General features: G+C 37.0%; 23 protein-coding genes and 1 tRNA gene. 14 read left to right on the forward strand and 10 right to left on the reverse strand.

The window, feature by feature from the left end; all coding sequences use genetic code 11:
- Positions 1 to 21 precede the first annotated feature (21 nt).
- Positions 22 to 1,161 (reverse strand): putative sensor domain DACNV-containing protein, encoded by a 1,140-nt coding sequence (locus ACVWYG_RS01770; RefSeq protein WP_457268407.1) that lies wholly within the window; start codon positions 1,159 to 1,161, stop codon positions 22 to 24.
- 139 nt (positions 1,162 to 1,300) lie between these two features.
- On the opposite strand from ACVWYG_RS01770, the gene ACVWYG_RS01775 reads away from it, so the two are divergent.
- The 3 genes from ACVWYG_RS01775 (at position 1,301) to coaD (ending at position 3,194) form a co-directional block, all read left to right on the forward strand.
- Entirely contained in the window at positions 1,301 to 2,107 is an 807-nt protein-coding gene (locus ACVWYG_RS01775) for a DUF3822 family protein (RefSeq protein ID WP_457268408.1), read from the forward strand.
- A complete protein-coding gene (rsmD, locus tag ACVWYG_RS01780; RefSeq protein ID WP_457268409.1) occupies positions 2,098 to 2,631 on the forward strand; it encodes a 16S rRNA (guanine(966)-N(2))-methyltransferase RsmD in 534 nt (177 codons plus the stop codon). The genes ACVWYG_RS01775 and rsmD overlap by 10 nt, the downstream gene beginning before the upstream one ends.
- A 95-nt stretch (positions 2,632 to 2,726) precedes the next feature.
- Entirely contained in the window at positions 2,727 to 3,194 is a 468-nt protein-coding gene (coaD, locus tag ACVWYG_RS01785; protein ID WP_457268410.1) for a pantetheine-phosphate adenylyltransferase, read from the forward strand.
- Here the strand turns inward: coaD and ACVWYG_RS01790 are convergent.
- Positions 3,184 to 3,810, reverse strand: coding sequence for an NUDIX hydrolase (locus ACVWYG_RS01790; protein ID WP_457268411.1), 627 nt, complete (start codon positions 3,808 to 3,810; stop codon positions 3,184 to 3,186). The genes coaD and ACVWYG_RS01790 overlap by 11 nt on opposite strands.
- On the opposite strand from ACVWYG_RS01790, the gene pyrE reads away from it, so the two are divergent.
- Entirely contained in the window at positions 3,809 to 4,468 is a 660-nt protein-coding gene (pyrE, locus tag ACVWYG_RS01795; protein ID WP_457268412.1) for an orotate phosphoribosyltransferase, read from the forward strand. The genes ACVWYG_RS01790 and pyrE overlap by 2 nt on opposite strands.
- Before the next feature lie 39 nt (positions 4,469 to 4,507).
- Positions 4,508 to 4,906, forward strand: a complete 399-nt coding sequence (locus ACVWYG_RS01800; RefSeq protein WP_457268413.1) for an SRPBCC family protein — start codon at positions 4,508 to 4,510, stop codon at positions 4,904 to 4,906.
- 73 nt (positions 4,907 to 4,979) lie between these two features.
- On the opposite strand, the gene ACVWYG_RS01805 is transcribed toward ACVWYG_RS01800, so the two are convergent.
- Positions 4,980 to 5,222 carry a hypothetical protein gene (locus tag ACVWYG_RS01805; RefSeq protein ID WP_457268414.1) on the reverse strand — a complete coding sequence of 81 codons (243 nt, stop codon included), beginning with the start codon at positions 5,220 to 5,222 and terminating at the stop codon, positions 4,980 to 4,982.
- 549 nt (positions 5,223 to 5,771) lie between these two features.
- Between ACVWYG_RS01805 and ACVWYG_RS01810 the strand changes: the two genes are divergently transcribed.
- Positions 5,772 to 6,284, forward strand: a complete 513-nt coding sequence (locus ACVWYG_RS01810) for an N-acetyltransferase family protein (RefSeq protein ID WP_457268415.1) — start codon at positions 5,772 to 5,774, stop codon at positions 6,282 to 6,284.
- A gap of 130 nt (positions 6,285 to 6,414) precedes the next feature.
- Here the strand turns inward: ACVWYG_RS01810 and ACVWYG_RS01815 are convergent.
- Together ACVWYG_RS01815 and ACVWYG_RS01820 are read right to left on the reverse strand one after the other, a co-directional pair.
- Positions 6,415 to 6,488: transfer RNA gene (locus ACVWYG_RS01815), tRNA-Arg, on the reverse strand.
- A gap of 68 nt (positions 6,489 to 6,556) precedes the next feature.
- Positions 6,557 to 6,784, reverse strand: coding sequence for a hypothetical protein (locus ACVWYG_RS01820; protein WP_457268416.1), 228 nt, complete (start codon positions 6,782 to 6,784; stop codon positions 6,557 to 6,559).
- A gap of 221 nt (positions 6,785 to 7,005) precedes the next feature.
- Here ACVWYG_RS01820 and ACVWYG_RS01825 point away from each other — a divergent pair, with 221 nt between their 5' ends.
- The gene (locus ACVWYG_RS01825) at positions 7,006 to 7,836 is read left to right on the forward strand and encodes an MBL fold metallo-hydrolase (RefSeq protein WP_457268417.1); all 831 of its coding nucleotides are present in this window, start codon (positions 7,006 to 7,008) and stop codon (positions 7,834 to 7,836) included.
- 266 nt (positions 7,837 to 8,102) lie between these two features.
- Here ACVWYG_RS01825 and ACVWYG_RS01830 read toward each other — a convergent pair whose 3' ends face one another.
- A complete protein-coding gene (locus ACVWYG_RS01830; protein ID WP_457268418.1) occupies positions 8,103 to 8,615 on the reverse strand; it encodes a glutathione peroxidase in 513 nt (170 codons plus the stop codon).
- Positions 8,616 to 8,881: 266 nt separating this feature from the next.
- On the opposite strand from ACVWYG_RS01830, the gene ACVWYG_RS01835 reads away from it, so the two are divergent.
- The 5 genes from ACVWYG_RS01835 (at position 8,882) to ACVWYG_RS01855 (ending at position 13,175) form a co-directional block, all read left to right on the forward strand.
- On the forward strand, positions 8,882 to 9,361 hold the full coding sequence (locus ACVWYG_RS01835; RefSeq protein ID WP_457268419.1) for a GtrA family protein: 480 nt from the start codon (positions 8,882 to 8,884) through the stop codon (positions 9,359 to 9,361).
- A gap of 152 nt (positions 9,362 to 9,513) precedes the next feature.
- Positions 9,514 to 11,379 carry an aromatic amino acid hydroxylase gene (locus ACVWYG_RS01840; RefSeq protein WP_457268420.1) on the forward strand — a complete coding sequence of 622 codons (1,866 nt, stop codon included), beginning with the start codon at positions 9,514 to 9,516 and terminating at the stop codon, positions 11,377 to 11,379.
- Between the two features lie 28 nt (positions 11,380 to 11,407).
- Positions 11,408 to 12,109 carry an SDR family oxidoreductase gene (locus ACVWYG_RS01845; protein WP_457268421.1) on the forward strand — a complete coding sequence of 234 codons (702 nt, stop codon included), beginning with the start codon at positions 11,408 to 11,410 and terminating at the stop codon, positions 12,107 to 12,109.
- A 70-nt stretch (positions 12,110 to 12,179) separates the two neighbouring features.
- Entirely contained in the window at positions 12,180 to 12,563 is a 384-nt protein-coding gene (locus tag ACVWYG_RS01850) for a hypothetical protein (RefSeq protein WP_457268422.1), read from the forward strand.
- Positions 12,564 to 12,623: 60 nt separating this feature from the next.
- Positions 12,624 to 13,175 carry a C40 family peptidase gene (locus tag ACVWYG_RS01855; RefSeq protein WP_457268423.1) on the forward strand — a complete coding sequence of 184 codons (552 nt, stop codon included), beginning with the start codon at positions 12,624 to 12,626 and terminating at the stop codon, positions 13,173 to 13,175.
- A gap of 455 nt (positions 13,176 to 13,630) precedes the next feature.
- Here ACVWYG_RS01855 and ACVWYG_RS01860 read toward each other — a convergent pair whose 3' ends face one another.
- Positions 13,631 to 14,170: a DUF2892 domain-containing protein gene (locus ACVWYG_RS01860; RefSeq protein WP_457268424.1), complete on the reverse strand. Its 540-nt coding sequence runs from the start codon at positions 14,168 to 14,170 to the stop codon at positions 13,631 to 13,633.
- 97 nt (positions 14,171 to 14,267) lie between these two features.
- On the opposite strand from ACVWYG_RS01860, the gene ACVWYG_RS01865 reads away from it, so the two are divergent.
- Positions 14,268 to 14,786, forward strand: a complete 519-nt coding sequence (locus tag ACVWYG_RS01865; protein ID WP_457268425.1) for a thioredoxin family protein — start codon at positions 14,268 to 14,270, stop codon at positions 14,784 to 14,786.
- A gap of 13 nt (positions 14,787 to 14,799) precedes the next feature.
- The gene (ung, locus tag ACVWYG_RS01870; protein ID WP_457268426.1) at positions 14,800 to 15,480 is read left to right on the forward strand and encodes a uracil-DNA glycosylase; all 681 of its coding nucleotides are present in this window, start codon (positions 14,800 to 14,802) and stop codon (positions 15,478 to 15,480) included.
- A 153-nt stretch (positions 15,481 to 15,633) separates the two neighbouring features.
- Here ung and ACVWYG_RS01875 read toward each other — a convergent pair whose 3' ends face one another.
- The 3 genes from ACVWYG_RS01875 to ACVWYG_RS01885 all read right to left on the reverse strand — a co-directional run bounded on the left by ACVWYG_RS01875 (position 15,634) and on the right by ACVWYG_RS01885 (position 17,423).
- Positions 15,634 to 15,975, reverse strand: coding sequence for a hypothetical protein (locus ACVWYG_RS01875; RefSeq protein ID WP_457268427.1), 342 nt, complete (start codon positions 15,973 to 15,975; stop codon positions 15,634 to 15,636).
- Between the two features lie 153 nt (positions 15,976 to 16,128).
- The gene (locus tag ACVWYG_RS01880; RefSeq protein ID WP_457268428.1) at positions 16,129 to 16,599 is read right to left on the reverse strand and encodes an Lrp/AsnC family transcriptional regulator; all 471 of its coding nucleotides are present in this window, start codon (positions 16,597 to 16,599) and stop codon (positions 16,129 to 16,131) included.
- 344 nt (positions 16,600 to 16,943) lie between these two features.
- Positions 16,944 to 17,423: a TlpA family protein disulfide reductase gene (locus ACVWYG_RS01885; RefSeq protein WP_457268429.1), complete on the reverse strand. Its 480-nt coding sequence runs from the start codon at positions 17,421 to 17,423 to the stop codon at positions 16,944 to 16,946.
- Positions 17,424 to 17,447 lie beyond the last annotated feature (24 nt).

Here is a 17,447-nt window from a genome sequence, read left to right on the forward strand (position 1 = left end):
TATATAGTAGCCATAAAATTCTTACATCAATAAAGTTTCTATGCGGTGAGCCATGACAAGTTCCTGCGTTTTGCTCCAACTAAAAATGGTAAAATGACCGTCTTGCGAAGCGACCAAGCCGATGGTCTGAGGTTGATCGTTTACAAACTGAGCAACGGAGAAATGCCTTGTACCTCCTAACTCCCCCGGAAGCAGAATCCGTTCTTCATTCCCTAAAATAGGTTCAGAGAACAAAATCCGTGCAACTGTTGGTTTATATTTCGCCCTTCCTATCTTTGTACCAAATGCAATTAATTCGAACTCTTCGGTAATAATGGTGGCACCGTCAACAGCCGTTAAACCAGCAACATAGTCTACTTCTCGCCTAAGCGCACTCTGCGAAAATATCTCTGAATGACTGCCACCACGAGAAGCTAAGCCGGCTAAGCCTTTATAAGATGGATTTGCCATGTACTTTATCGGATGAATGATAGAATGCTGCCATTCCTCGTCGGCCGTTGGCACAATAAGCAAAGCGCCACCCCTTTTATGTGCGCGCATCGAGGCAGCAAACTGGATTAAAATATTTACGGGATCATTCCAAGTTGAATTTACTGTTAAATCCAAAAGCGCCTTTAACACCGGTGGACAATCTCTATTCGAACAACTATTTTTATCGATAATTCTAATCTGCTCGCCCTTTAATACAGCTACATTGGTATATTTACCAATGCCATAAATCCGGCGGTGTTTAACCACCACCACTCCTGGCTCAGAAACGTCCACCACAAAACAAAAATTGGGTATATTCACGGTGCTTCCCCAAATGTACAATTCTCCATCCTTCTGCCAGACTCCTAAATGAATGCCTGCACGTTCTAATCCAGGTGCTATTTTAGAAACTGTATCCGCATTAAAATTTATTGATTTCTCAAAAACTAGCGGTTTGTTGGTTTGCTCTGGCGATAAAAAGGCGATCGAAATTTTCGGCAAAAAACCTTCCTCTCGGCGTAAGCTTGTCCAGAACGCTACGTCTACCAAATATTCTACTTCCTTTTGGTTTGGTCTTGCTGCAAGCTCCATTTCGCCCATGGCCAACGCGGTATGATGCAGTTCATCAAAATGTTTCGCAATTAAGTGGGCAGCAGTGTTTGCAGCTTTATAAGTGGGCGTGTAGCTCATATGTCGAAATTAAGTCGAATTTTCTATTTAAATCCCCTAAAAAAGTTAAATTTTCGTAAAAATTAATCGCTTATTTAATCGTGCTTCCACTCCTGCTCAGATTAGGCTAACTTACATAAAATAGCTATTTTTGCCCTTAATGGAAAAAAATTCTCTTTTGTTGGCCGATACCGATTTTGCATCCCAACCATCAAATGGATGCCATTTGTTGTTGAAGATTTCTGAAGACGGTTTTTCTTATGCAATTCTGGATCAGGAACAAAACGTTCCGAAAGTGCTTTTTTCCATCGAGCAATCCGATTTGCTCCTCAGTAAAATTTCAAAAATATTTAATTCCGATCGTTTTTTATCCCTCAATTTTGCAAGCGTAAAAGCCGCTGTACAAACTTCAAATTTTCTTTTTATACCGGAGGATTTGTATGAGGAAAAATACATAGACAATTATAAACACTTCTTAAATTACCCTGATGAAATTAAAAAATGCCATCATAAAAATTTGAGCTTGGTAACGCTTCTGGGGCTACAGCCTGAATTAAAAAGCCTGTTGCCTGAAAAAACTGTTTTTTTTCCTATTTTATCGCCGTTATGGATTTGTCTAAATGCAAGTCTAGACCCTTGTTTTTTGGTAGATTTCGGGGCAAGAAGTGTCAGCTTTCTGTATCAGAAGAGCGGAACCCTTCTGTTCCAGAATAGTTTTGCGGTGAGCAACATTGAGGAATTTAATTATTTCTTACTGCTTTTAATGCAAGAGCTAAACTTAGTAGAAACAATCCCAGTACTAATCCAGGGTTTGGCAGATGAACATGACGATTACACTAATTGCCTAAAAAAATATTTTTTAGAGGTTCGACTAAATATTCCAAACAATTTAGCTTACAACCAGTTAACCGACCAAATGCCTACGCATTATTTTAATACATTACTTGCCATCCATTTATGCGAATAATTGGGGGGAAATTAAAGGGAATACGTTTACAACCACCAAACAACTTACCTGTTCGGCCAACTACCGATATGGCAAAAGAAGCGTTATTTAATATTTTGCAGAATCGTTTCGATTTTGAATCCTGCAAGGTATTAGATTTGTTTGCAGGTACAGGCAACCTAACTTTAGAATTTGCTTCTCGCGGCTGCGAATTAATTCTTGCAGTAGACCAACATTTTGGTTGCGTCAAATGGATTAAGGAAATGGCAGAAAAAAATCATTTTACGAATGTAGAGGTTCGCAAAGCAGATGTTTTTAACCTTTTGCCACAACTTACAGAGGTCTATAATATTATTTTCGCCGATCCGCCTTATCAATTGGCCACCATACCACAAATTCCTATTATAGTTCGAGATAATGGATTGCTGGCGCCTGATGGTCTATTGGTGGTTGAACACCAAAGCAATATGAAAATGAATGCGGCTGAAGGATATTTGGAAACAAGAAAATATGGGAATTCATCCTTCAGTCTTTTTCAAAATTAATTTTTTGAACTTCTTCGGTACAAATGTCGACGGCTATACAAGTTTCGCAATCTATACACATTGTCTTCTGATTTAAAAAAATCTATCTTTGGAAGATGAAAATAGCTCTATTTCCTGGCTCTTTTGATCCAATCACCATAGCTCACGTTGATATTCTTCGCAGAGGAATGCCTCTGTTCGATAAAATAGTAGTCGGTATTGGATTAAATAGTTCGAAACAAAATTTTTTAACTGCACAACAAAGAGAACAAATCTTAAATATTGTTTTTGAGGGATTTAAAAATGTAGAAATCCAGACCTATGAAGGTTTAACCGTAGATTTCTGCAGAAAAATTAATGCCAGTTACATGTTGCGAGGCATTAGGTCAGCGTCAGATTTTGAATATGAAAGGGCCATTGCACAGATAAATCAAACCATGATGCCGGATGTGGAAACCGTTCTTTTGTTAAGCAAACCTGAGTATTCTGCCATCAGCTCCACTATTGTTAGAGACATTTTGAGGAATAATGGGAATGTTAGTCCATTTGTACCAGAAAAAGCATTAAAATTGCTTAAACAGTAAGTTTCTTTATCAATTCACCAGCTTTTAGCACCTCGATAATAGATGGAAATGTATTCTGAAGCACTGAAGCAATTTCATAACCATTAAGCCAAACTGCCTTTTCTATTCCTTCCTCTTTTTGTGGAATTAACTTAGGCTCGCCTTTCACTGTCATTTTATACCAATTTGTTTTTTTTATGATCATCTTGGTGCCAAGTGGATAGATATGATAGGTTTTGCAAATCTTTTCTCCGAGTTTGGCAACTTTAACACCACACTCCTCTTCCACTTCCCTAACGGCAGTTTCGCTCATCTTTTCACCCTTTTCTAACTTTCCTTTTGGCAAATCCCATCGTTTATTCCTATAAATAAACAGATAATTTTTTTCGGAACTCTCTACCAATCCCCCCGCGGCCTTAATTAATGTACTGTCTTTTTTGAGCTTTTTGAAGGTTTGTTTCGGGTTTTTAGTAAGGAAAATATACGTCTTTTTACTATTTTTTGCCAATTTTTTACAAAAAGTTTGTAAATCAAAATCCTGTATTTCAAGTTGTTGTATTTTTTCTACTTGCTGGGGTAAACATTCAGCTATCAATAGGGTATTATCGCTGATATATATTCTGTAATTTTGAGCCATGGACAATAAAAGTGAAATCGAATTAAAGGTAGCAGAATTTTTATTACAAATAAAAGCAATAAAATTGCAACCTGCTAATCCTTTTACATGGGCGTCGGGTTGGAAGTCGCCAATTTATTGCGATAACCGCATTTCGCTTTCGCATCCGCAGGTTAGAACTTTTATCCGACAGAAATTAGTTCAAATTATCCAAGAAGAATTTGGGTCGGTAGATGTAATTGCGGGCGTAGCCACTGCAGGCATCCCACAGGGTGTACTGGTTGCGCAAGAACTCGGCTTGCCTTTTATTTACGTTCGTTCAAAAGCAAAAGACCATGGAACCGGCAGCCTAATTGAAGGAGAATATATCGACGGACAACGCGTGGTAGTGATTGAGGATCTTATCTCTACCGGAAAAAGCAGTCTTCAGGCAGTTGCGGCATTACGGGAAGTTGGTTTGTCTGTTATAGGCCTGGCAGCAATTTTTAGTTATGGTTTTGAAGAGGCCGCGCAAAATTTCGCAGAAGCAAAGTGTCGGTTTAAAACCTTATCTAACTTTAACGCCCTCATAAGCTACGCGTCAGAACACAGTATTATCGCTCCAAACGATGTCGAGATGCTAAACAAGTGGCGAGTAAACCCATCTGAGTGGGCTAGAGAAGAAATTGTAGGCAGTTAGAGCACACCATCAAAACATCTAAACAAAGCTTAGCGAGGTATGATTAATATAGAAAGTGAAGTGACCGTTGGCAGACCTGTTGATGAAGTATATGCGCTGTTGGAAAACATGAACAATCATCAACAGCTTATGCCGTCCAATATTTACAACTGGGAATCAACAGAAAACGAAGCGAGTTTCACCATTCAAAATATGGCTAAACTTGCTTTAAAAATCAGTAGCAAAGTACAAAACAAACAGATTATAGCCGTTCCTTCTGAGAAAGCCCCTTTTGAAATTGAATTAAAATGGAGTGTTTCTTCGAACGATTCGCATACAACCCAAGCTAGACTTACAATCTCGGCAGATTTAAATCCGATGATGAAAATGTTGGCCTCCACGCCACTTCAGAAGCTTGCAAACCATCAAACTGAAAAATTGGCACAAATTATGGCGTAATTGCCCATCCAGAATATTTTTAGAAGATTTATAACAACTTCTCTAAAAAATTAAGAGATTGACAAAAAATCAGTTATTGTGTGGATCTAGCGCCCGAAATTCTGAAAATGATTTCCTCTAGGGCATCAGAATCTATCATCGCATTTTTTGAAGCGGACCATTTGGTGCCTTTATCGTCTATCCAAACGCAGAATGAATGGTAACCGTCTAATACCACCGCATAGGTTTCGTGAAAATCATCATTAATTTTCATGCAAAAACCTTTAAAATTCTTTCCTTTGAGACTAAATTGTAAAGTGGCATAATCTGATGTCATGGCTCGAGGTATTGGTCGAGATTAAACATCTTGCAGTAGTAAATGTTTGAAATGTTTAGAAATATATAACTCTATGAAGAAACAACCTAAAATCTCAGACGCAGAAATAAATAAGTAAGCTTCATTATCTTGTTGAGCGACCAGCATATTATTAACAATAATTCTACAGACTATTGTCGATTTAGTAAATTTAGAAGCCAAATTAGTTACATAAATTCAATAGCGGTTACCCATTCTACGTTTTCATTAATCATATAAAGCGTCTTCACAAAACGCCTGATTAGATCTCTTGTGTGCGAGACAACTAAAAAAAGATATCGTTTCAGTTAAGCACTATCAGTAAACTGAAAAAGGGTGGATGCGCAATCTGCATTTACTTACAAAGAAATCAGAATGGTTTAAAAATAAGATCATCCAAATTCTATTAAGAGTACACTCCTGATAAAATATAACCCTAATTTATTACCTTCGAAAAAAAATTAAACAAACTGCGAAGCTCTTATGCTTTCAATAATTTCTTCTCTTTCAAGAACAATTTAGCTCTATAAAATGATTTTAAGAAAGGCTTCTCCCACCGAACAGCCAAAAATTTGGGAAATCTTACAACAAGCCATTGAGCAACGTAAAAACGATGGGAGTACGCAATGGCAAAATGGATATCCAAATGAGCAAACAATCGTTGATGATATTGAAAATGGATCCGCTTTTGTCCTAGTCGATCAGGAAACCATCGTTGCTTATGCGGCTATTGTGGGCGGCATAGAGCCAAATTACATTGACATTAGCGGCAATTGGTTAAGTGATGAAGATTATGTAACGGTACACCGAGTAGCCCTAACTAACGCGGCAAAAGGTAGAGGGATAGCAACGACGCTTTTTAAAATTATTGAGGATTTCGCTGTGACGCAACAAATCTATAGCATTCGGGTAGACACAAATTTCGACAACTTCCCTATGTTATCAATTTTAAATAAGTTAGCTTATGTCTATTGCGGAGAAATCTTTGCTCATGGCGCCGCTCGTAAAGCTTTTCAGAAACAGTTGGCTAGATCCACCGAGTAGAAAAATATCAAAAAGGGTTTCTTGCTAAAATTTTTCTATTGGATTTAAAAAAATTATTTGCCTAAAAGGAAGGTTTTCAAGATCTGTAGTGAATAAAAAAGGCCTCAAGTTGCAAACTTAAGACCTTTTGTACCCCGGAAGGGACTCGAACCCCTGACCCTCGGTTTAGAAAACCGACGCTCTATCCAGCTGAGCTACCGAGGCTCTTTTTTTAACGAGTTGCAAAGATAGAAGTTCTGAGCAATAAGCGAAAATATATTTGTAAATTCTATTTAAGCGTCTTCGCCATTCCAAATGTCATCGTCGGCGCTGGTAATATCACTGTGATCTTCGATGATATGATTTACGCCATGGTGATAATTTCTCTCGGGATTTTCAGGCAGAATTCGTTGATAATCTTCTTCCTTAGCCAAATGGTCGATTTCGGCAGGCTTTGGAACTTCATCATGAATTACACTGGGCTTTAAAATTTTCTTCGTTGGATCATTTCGATTTTCCATAGGATGAATTTTTACTCATTAAAGATATAAACAGGTTATCGGGGAGAACGCTGATAAATCGTTTAAACTTACTAAAAACTTCGCAAACCAACCTAAGCAACCCACGCAACCATTTATAAAAACCGTGAGTTTCCAAGCGCAAAATGTGACGAAAGCAAAGTAATTAAATCTAAACTGCGTGCAATCATCCAAAACAGAACCCGTAACTTCGTACATATCTTATGGCATTATATTTCTCCTCCCTAAATTCTGGCAGCAACGGCAATTGTTATTATGTGGGCAATCAAAATGAAGCTATTTTGGTTGATGTTGGCCTGAACTGTAAAGAGATTGAAAAGCGAATGACTAGACAGGGACTAGACCTATTTTCTGTGAGGGCTGTATTTATTTCTCACGAACATTCAGATCACATTAAGGGCTTAGAGGTTTTTGCAAGAAAATATAAATTACCCGTTTACATAAGCAAAAAAACACTTCAGAATAGTAAGCTCGCCCTTGTTGATATAGATGTTCATTTTTTAGATCACAACGGTCAGTTTACGATCGGAAATTTAGTTATAACCGCATTTTCTAAAATTCATGATGCTGTCGATCCCTACAGTTTTGTAGTAGAACATCAAACCTTTAAAGTTGGTGTATTTACGGATTTAGGTAGGGTTTGCAGCAATCTAATTGCGCATTTTAAAGAATGTCATGCAGTTTTTTTAGAAGCGAACTATGATACAGAAATGCTCATGAACGGCAATTACCCTTACTTTCTAAAGCAGCGAATAATGGGCGGTAGCGGGCACCTCAGCAATAATGAAGCGTTAGAACTTTATCGTAAGCATCGCCCGGAATTTATGAGCCATATATTGCTATGTCACCTCTCTCATCAAAATAATAACCCAACTTTAGTTCGTGAGCTTTTTAGAAAAATCTCTGATCTAGTCACTGTTGAAGTGGCTTCGAGAACTGCAGAAACTGCGTTGTATTTCGTAGGAAAAAAAAATCAATCGCAAAATTTCGAACAGAATCAAATTAAACAACTACAATTATTTGATATTTTGTAAAAATAAGTAGACAAATTATTGCAGTTTTTGTTTTTTCTAATTACCTTTGACTTGTTAGAATTAAATCATTGGGACGATTTAAATTAGACTATTTCTGGAGGTTGCCTTGAAAAAGGCAACCTCTTTTTTTTTTAAAATTTTTTTCTCGCGAAATCATCAATACTAGCAGCTGTTATTTCTCATCACCAACGTTAACGGCAAATAAAAGGGGTTTAATATACAGGAAATACCTGCACGTTAAACCCCTTAATAATTTTTTGAAAAAGTTACAGATTTTTTGTGATCGACTCGTCTAGAGGCTTAACTGCTGAGCGATATCTATGTACCAGCTCTCCTTTTTCATTGATTAAAAATTTCTCGAAATTCCATTTGATGTCTCCTGTTACTTCTCCGCCAGTTTGAGTAGTTAAGTATTTGAACAATGGACTGATTTTATCGCCAATAACATCGCTTTTTTCCGCAAGTAAAAAAGAAACGTTGTATGTTCCTGCACAAAATTCTTTAATTTGAGCGTTTGTGCTAAATTCCTGTCCGCCGAAATCTCCTTCAGGAAACCCGATAAGAACTACCTTATCGCCATACATTTTATGAAGCTTCTCTAAATCTTCGTATTGTGGAGTAAAGCCACACTTGCTTGCAGTATTTACAATTAAGATCTTTTTCCCCTTAAACTGGGAGAGCTTAACTGTTTTTCCATCAATGGTTTTAAAGCTAAATTGATAAACATTAGTTGGTGGTGAAATCAACAAGTTTAGAACTAATAATATGGTACTTAACATAGTTTTTGGGTTTTTATTTACGAATATAAGAACTAACAATTTCTCTATTGTAATACATGAGTAAAGAATTGAAAGCATTTTCTACCATCATTAATTTGATTCTAAGCGAAGCACTTTCTGCACGAGAGTGCCAGATGTTAGAGAGTACCCAAATGATTATACAGCGTCGGTTACCATTTAAAAATTTATCTTTGTCGAGCTTATTATTTACATTCTATTAAACGCAGTGCGCCCAAATTTTTCACAAATCAGAACCAGTTTTTTACATGCGAAATGCCATTTTAGCCTTTATAGATTTTTTTTATCCACCATTTAAGGGATTAATTTCCCAGCACAACTTCAGGTATCTAATTACAGGCGGCAGTGCAGCTGCTGTGGGCATCTTAGCCTATACCGTAGCATTTAAATATGTTTTCCTAACGCCAGATACGAATTTTATGGGCATGGTAATTAAGAGAAACACCGCCGCATTGATTGTGGATTTTGCCATCGCCATACCTTATAGTTTTCTGTTGAATAGATACGTCATATTTAAACATAGTGAAGTTAGAGGTAGAATCCAATTGCTACGATTTCTTAATTTAAATTTCATTAACATTCTGTTAACCACAGTTTTGATCAAGTTTTTTATAGAAATACTTCACATATATCCTACAGTCTCTAAAGTGATCGTTACGATTTTGATTGCGGGATTTAGTTATTTATACCAGCATTATGTCACCTTTAGCGTGAAAAAAATTAAATAGAAAATAGTTTATTTGAAACAATGAGTGAGTAGCGCGCGTCTACATCTAAAAAAGTCGTTTAACGGTAGTATTCGAATGGACAAATTAGATTTATCGGAGCAAAAATTCCTTCATAAAATATTTACCTATTTTACCCGTTCGTTGGTTTTAACTTGAGTGGATTAGTGAACGAGGGCGAACTTAAGCTTATTGTCAATTTAGATACTTATACATTTATGGAGCTTTTCAATGATTTTAACAATGCACAGGTTGCTAAATTACCGAAACACTTAAAGCAATTTATCGTACCACAAAATTACGATAAATATACACCTGTAGATCAGGCTGTTTGGCGCTATGTAATGCGTCAGAACTACAGCTATCTAAAGAGCGTTGCTTACTATCCCTATATCAAAGGTTTGCAAAAAGCAGGCTTAACTATTGAACACATCCCCGATCTAAAGACCATGAATGATCATTTGGGCAAACTTGGATGGGGCGCCGTTACTGTGGATGGATTTATTCCCCCGGCAGCATTTATGGAATATCAGGCTTGTAAAGTGCTGGTAATTGCAGCCGACATTAGAAAAATCGAACACATTGAATACACGCCTGCCCCAGATATCATTCACGAAAGTGCTGGACATGCGCCTATTATTGCCGATGAAGGCTATAACAACTATTTAAGCTATTTTGGTTCTATTGGAGCTAAAGCCATGTTTTCTGCAAAAGATTTTGAACTCTACCAAGCCATTAGAAAACTATCTATCTTGAAGGAAGACATCGAATCGACAGAAACCCAAATTGCTACTGCGGAGCGCTCGCTACGAAAGATAAGCGAAAATATGGGTGAACCTTCTGAAATGGCCTTATTGAGTCGGCTGCACTGGTGGACGGTAGAATATGGCCTCATCGGCACATTAAAAAATCCAAAAATATATGGCGCCGGTTTGCTTTCATCTATCGGAGAAAGCGCCACTTGCATGCAACAAGGCGTAAAAAAACTACCTTATAGCATCGACACACTTAACTATGAATATGACATTACTAAGCAACAGCCACAACTATTTGTGACCCCAAATTTTCAAAAACTAATCGATGTGCTTGAAGAATTTGCAAACACCATGGCATTTAGGCGTGGCGGAATGGACGGAATGGTAAAAGCAATCAGCTGTAAAAATGTAGCTACAGCTGTCTATAGTTCTGGTGTACAAATTAGCGGCATATTTACCGACATGGGATTAAATGCTTTAGATGAAATTACCTTTATAAAAACCACTGGAAAGACAGCTTTAAGCGTTGATTATAAGGAAATTAATTCGCAAGCTAAAGAAGATCATAAAAATGGATTTTCTTCTCCGGTTGGAAAATTAGTGGATCATTCATTAGCCTTGGAAGATTTTAACGATGACCAACTTACCGCGGTTGGGCTCATCCAGGGTTACCAAACAAAACTTAATTTTGAAAGTGGGATTTCCGTTTCGGGCACTGTAAAAAATTTATTAAGAACAGATAATAAACTGATTCTAATTACTTTCGAAGAATGTACAGTTAAGGAAGGAAACGGGAATGTGCTATTTGAACCTGCTTTGGGAATCTATAATATGGCTGTTGGAGCCCAAATTGTATCTGTATTTAACGGAGCTGCTGATAAGGATAAATTCGAAGAAAATGAATTGACGGCTTCAGAAACTTATATAAATCCGTCCTACACTAAAAAAACCGCAGAATTGCACCATCTATATCAACAGGTAAGAGACATTAGGGAAAATTCTGGACATTTACATCAGTTGCAAAATATTTTCGAATCATTAAAGAAAGACTACAGAAACGACTGGCTTTGTGTGATGGAAATCTTAGAATTGGTTTTCGATAAACAACCAGAACAAACTTTGGAGAAAGAGGTGTTGGCTTATTTAGAGCTGAAAGCATCAGCAAACCCAATGTTCGGAAAACTCATAACAGATGGTTTACACGTAATTAAGCATCCAGTAGAGGAGCAATCTAATAATCAAAGTGAAACAGTGCCTTTTAAATAAGGGATATTTAAATAAAACATTTAAAAAAATGAATATTATTATCACAGGTGCAAGCAGCGGAATAGGTTTCGAGACCGCATTGGAGTTTAGTTTACACAACGAAAATAAAATAGTGGCAATTGCTAGATCTGCTGATAAATTGCGAAACTTGCATACGATTGCTAAAAAAATAAATCCAGATTGTACGCTTTTGCCTGTAGAATTCGACATCGTTAATGATGACTACACAGCCCTTCTTACCTTTTTAGGAGAGCGACTTGGCCATATAGATATCTTAGTTAACAACGCGGGCGTATTAATTAACAAACCTTTTTTAGAAACCACCGAGCAAGATTTGGGCGAAATGCTCCAAAGCAATTTGATTGGTCATTTTAGAATGATTCAACACGTCGTACCACTTATAATTCAGGGTGGCCACATTGTAAACATCGGTAGCATGGGCGGTTTCCAAGGAAGTGTTAAGTTTCCCGGGTTATCAGCCTATTCAGCAAGCAAAGCTGCACTGCATACACTAACAGAATGTTTGGCATTCGAGCTTGGTCCAAAGGGCATAAAAGTAAATTGCTTGGCATTAGGTTCTGCTCAAACTGAAATGTTAGAAACTGCTTTTCCGGGATATGAGAGCCCTGTAATGGCTTTCGAAATGGGTAAATATGTAGCTGATTTTGCTAAAACCGGGCAGAAATTCTTCAATGGAAAAATATTACCAGTAGCTGTAACTACTCCTTAAAACATCCTAAACGATATTTTAATTAATGCCATTATTTTTTACCTTAGCACATCATAAACAAAATAGATAAATGGAAAACCAAAACACTTTTCAACAACCAATAGAAGCGGGTGATGGTAAAATGGCAGGAATAGTAAGTTATCTTACAATTGTAGGATGGCTCATCGCCTACTTTGCGCTTCACAAAGACAAAGAGACTCCACTTGGCAGATACCAATTGCGCCAAACGTTGTTGTTCCACATTGTAAGTATGGTAGTTTCTTGGGGTGCGGGCATTCTTTTTGGCTTACTCTTTTTTTCCGTTTCTGTTACGCTATCTGTAGCTTTAATTCGCGTCGTGCAATTGGCGTTATTGATTTTGTGGATTATTGGTTTTATAGGGGCAGTGCAAGGAGAACAAAAACCTATACCGCTTATCGGATTAAAAGCGCAAACCCTTTTTTCTACGATCTGAAGCACCCTTTCTAGCGCTGTTACGACATTTAATTTTTTTTGATACCTTTGTTCACAATTTATGAGGAAGTCATTCATTGTATTATTTTTATTGTTCTTATATGCTAACGTAGTGCATGCCCAAATGCAGTTGCCTTTTGAATACCAACAGGTCATTAAAAAGCTAATGTCAGAATTCGGAAAGGATCCCAATAGACAATCTTTGGAAGACCAAACAGAAGTGAGTTCAAGTACCTTGGTAGATTTCGCCAAAAAGCTGATTGGAATCCCTTATCGTTATGCTACAAGTAACCCTAATGTGGGCTTCGATTGTTCCGGATTTGTTAATTATGTTTTTAGCAATTTTGGTTTTAATGTGCCGAGGTCTTCCACCGAATTTGGAAATACGGGCAGTGAAACCTCGCTAAAAGAGGCCAAGGTGGGCGATGTGCTTGTCTTCACAGGCAGTAACCATAAAGTTAGGAAAATTGGTCACGTTGGCATTGTGTATTCGGTCGACGGTGATCAGATTAGCTTTATTCATGCCACATCGGGCAAAGCTCATGGCGTTACCATTACAGCCCTTAACGATTATTATAAAAGTCGCTTTTTAAAAGTAATGCGCATACTATAATCGTTTTAAAAAAATCTAAGATTCTTAGCGCTTGTTCGGTATTGGGACTAATACTTTCCGACTAAAGATTCAGCCTGTTAATAAGAAAAATGCTCAGGATGAGCTTCACTGAATGTTAACATTTTAATGCGTTTGCAAATCGCCGATGTCTTCATCGTCCTAGCAATTGGACTCTTAACTAAATTTGCAAACGATCGATGCGCACACTCCACTTAACAACCCCCACTTAATTACATACCCAAAATCACAACTTTTACTTATTTAAGAGGATTGATTCTCAAAGCAAAACCTTCGTTACCGCTTCTAAAAATTCATTACAACGATTAAAATCAACAGCGCCCCACAAACAACATACCTCATTCGAGGCATTTAAACTCAAATTTTGATACGGTAAATTCTTCAAAAAAAAAGCCAAAACCTTTCGGAGTTTGGCTTTTGTATGTATGAGTTTGCTTTTACTTATATCTAACTTGTTGCTGCTTATCCATTTGCACAAGCTGATCTTTCATCTGTTTAATCTGGTCTGCCAATAGCTTGTTTTTGTCAGCCTTTTTTGCCTCGGCAATATACATTGTTGCTTCACGCTTATTACGTTTCGCCATCGCTATGCCCGCTAAACTCAACTTAGCCAACGCAATGTTATGATCCATATGCAATCCCAAAATAAGCGCCTTCTTAAAAAATTTTTCGCTCTGCATTGGCGCTCTCCTACTTTCAATAAGCCCAATTAAGAGGTTGTAATAACCATGCTGAACCTTTATGAGTTGCTTTTCATAATTGGTTATGCGCTTTAAAAAGTGCTCTGCTTTTGGCATATTGTCTTTTCTTAAAAACCACTGCGCCAATAGCATATTCTCATTAAAGAAAAACGTCGCCAGCACAATTAAGCTTAAAATTATTGACAAAATTCCCCAAGGCCAAAATCCAAAAATAAAGAGCGCAATTGCGCCAACAAATAACACAATTCCTGCAATTAAACGTATTATATTTAGCATAAACGTAGATTTTGTTAAAGTAATTTTTTACAAATATGGTGTTTATATAATAGAAATAACAGTTAAAAACGATAATTTCACCGAAAATTATAAAACTATGAAAATCGTTTTTTGCATTGCATTAATCTTAACCACCATGACCGTTTCCGCACAAGAGTTAAATAAAAAAATACACGACGAAGTGCACAATAAGGAAATTTTGATCAATACATGTACGAGAACGGGGATGAACAGCTTTCCCGAATTTAAAGCAATGTTTGATCCTCTATACGCTTCATACCTTCCGGATTCCACTTTGTTGAGTCAGATTAGGCCACTCTTAGAAAAAACGCACATTAAAATTGTTTTTGGCACATGGTGTGGCGATAGCAAAGTTTATGTCCCTCATTTTTTCAAAATTTTAGATGGCGCAGGTTACGGTGAAAAAAGTGTAGACCTTATTGCTGTGGACGGAAATAAAAAGGCCGAAAACGGACTTATTGATTCGCTAGACATTCAAAAGGTGCCTACTTTTATTATTTACAATGACCAAAACAAAGAGCTTGGCAGAATAATAGAGCACCCCAACGATACGCTCGAAGCCGATTTGTTAGCTATTTTAAAAGGTAAAAAATAAAAATTAGTTCTCTATGGCTACATCTTTGGAACCTAGTTGGCTCGCTGTCTTGCAAAATGAATTCGAGAAGGATTACATGCTACAATTGAAAGCTTTTTTGCTCAAAGAGAAAAATGACGGTAAAAAAATATTCCCAACTAATTCGGAGATTTTTAGCGCTCTAAATTCCACCTCGTTCGAAAAAGTCAAAGTGGTTATTTTAGGACAAGATCCGTATCACGGTCTTGGTCAAGCACACGGCCTAGCTTTTTCAGTAAAAAAAGGGATCGCTACGCCACCATCTTTAAAGAATATTTATAAAGAGCTTCAAAGCGATCTAGACAATTTTGTCATTCCAAATCATGGTCATTTACAAAAATGGGCAGAACAAGGCGTATTGCTGCTAAACGCTACGCTAACCGTTAGGGCCGCTGAACCAGGTTCACATCAAAAACAGGGGTGGGAAACGTTTACAGACACCATTATTAAAAAATTGTCTAATCAAAAAGAGCACCTAGTTTTCTTGCTTTGGGGCAATTACGCTAAGCAAAAATCAGCACTCATCGATGAAACGAAACACCTCATCATCTCTTCGGCTCATCCTTCTCCATTTTCTGCCTACAATGGTTTTTTTGGCACAAGGCCTTTCTCCAAAACAAATATTTGGCTAAGCGAGCATGGACTAGATCCCATAAACTGGCATTTTGAAGACTAGCGTATGGAATAACACATGTTATTTGGGCGCTTTAACAGGCCATCCACTGTATTTTTTTTGGCGAAAGAATCCAAAAAAGGATGCCGTTCCTGTCCTCAGCGCTAGCAAGCGGCCTAAAACAATGGACATAAATGCTGTCTGTAAGAAAGAAAGTTAGTCATTACAATCTGTTTCACTCGCTGAATCGCAAACAAAAATTGGCGCAGGACCTACAACTGCAGGACAAATATTATTATCGAATTTTGCTTTTTCAACATCGTAATGATAATTGATATAAAACACCTTATCTTTAATTTGAAAAGATTTTGAAACGTTAAGTAAAGCCATTTCGTAAACCTGTTTGCCATTCACGGTTGCATCAATATTGGGGTTACATAGCGCAACTAAAGAAGCACCCGCTTTTAGACAATAGCTCATTACATATTTCACTTGGATGCATTTCTTACCGGTCTTTTTGCAGGAAACCAACATCGCTAAAATAACAACTATTGCCATAATTTTTATAGATCCATATTGCAAAGGAGACCAGTCTAGAACGCAAAAAGTATTTGGTCTACGCGCGTCACTTTTTAACATCAAAAGGTGGAAAAAAATAGGATAAAATGGAATAATAGAATAAGGTAAAGGAAGCACGATCGAGAAAATCACCTAATACTCCAATGGAACGATCGGTTCTTTTTTGGTGGTACTCATAATCATCATCGTTTGAAAAGTCTTCACAACAGATATTTTACTAATTTTTTCCATAATAAGGCGTTCGTAAGCCTTAATGTCTTTTACATAAACCTTCAACATAAAATCACCTTGACCGGTAACGTGATGGCATTCCGTAATCTCTTTAATCTGATTTACCTCATTTAAAAAGATTTGAATGGTATCGTTTTTATGGAAATCCAACTGAATCTGGATAAAAGTCTTAATTCCAAGCCCTAGTTTCTCCTCATCTACCAAGGCATGGTAACTTTTAATGTAGCCAGCTAGCTCTAATTTGCGCACGCGCTCCAATGTTGGCGCAGGAGACAATCCAATTTCTTGCGACAGTAACAGATTAGTAATCCTACCATTCTCCTGTAAAATTTTTAAAATCTTAAAATCGGTTTTGTCTAATTCGAACGCCATTGTATTTTTTAGTGATGTAAGCAAGCAAACATAACCAAATGATATTCTTTTTTCAGGCCGAAATCAATATTTAATTTTTGATAGTATGTGAAACCACTTAAAATCAATTTTATGAGCGACAATTTTTATTAATTGAAGGCTATTCTTTAACTAATAAAAATGAAGCAGAATTGAGATAATCTTGTGATGAATCCCACATCGGTCGCCAGAAAATGATAGAACGTTTGCCATTGCTTAAAACACCAATATCTATGTAGCTCTTGTTAAACCGTAGTTTTTTAAAGGAAACGTTGATTTTTCACAGCTCACTTAGATTGGTATTATCCCTGCAAGCCAGTTCAGCCTCACTTGCCAACTTTGGCTAAAATTCTTTTCACTGCCCCATCGCCTTTCTCATAGCTGATCAATTTGCCTTTAGGAGCGTAAAGGTATAGAGCAGGATAGATGCTGGGCAAAAAAGTAGGAATAAATATTCCGTTTTTATCTTGTGCAACTGTTACATTTTTTTTGGTATTTAGGCCTGGTGCGTAACGCGTAAAAAACTGGTTTATAGCTGCCTGCTCATCTAAGGTTACCATTACGATGTTTACATTGTTAAGTTTATTAAGATTAGCGGTCATTAGCATGGCTTCGTGCTGACAATGCTCGCAAGTGCAATCAAATAACATTAATAAATTCGACTTTGTCTGACTTAGATTGTTGTTGGAAAACACTTTACCATCTAATGTATAAAACTTAAACTGGGGCAAAAAAGTAGGTTGTTGTGCCTTCAATTGATTAAAAGAAAAACAAGCAACAAATAAAATAGCGATTTTTAATTTCATGGATACAGAATGATAAATTCAAAC

The sequence above is a fragment of the Pedobacter sp. UYEF25 genome (assembly GCF_054061655.1).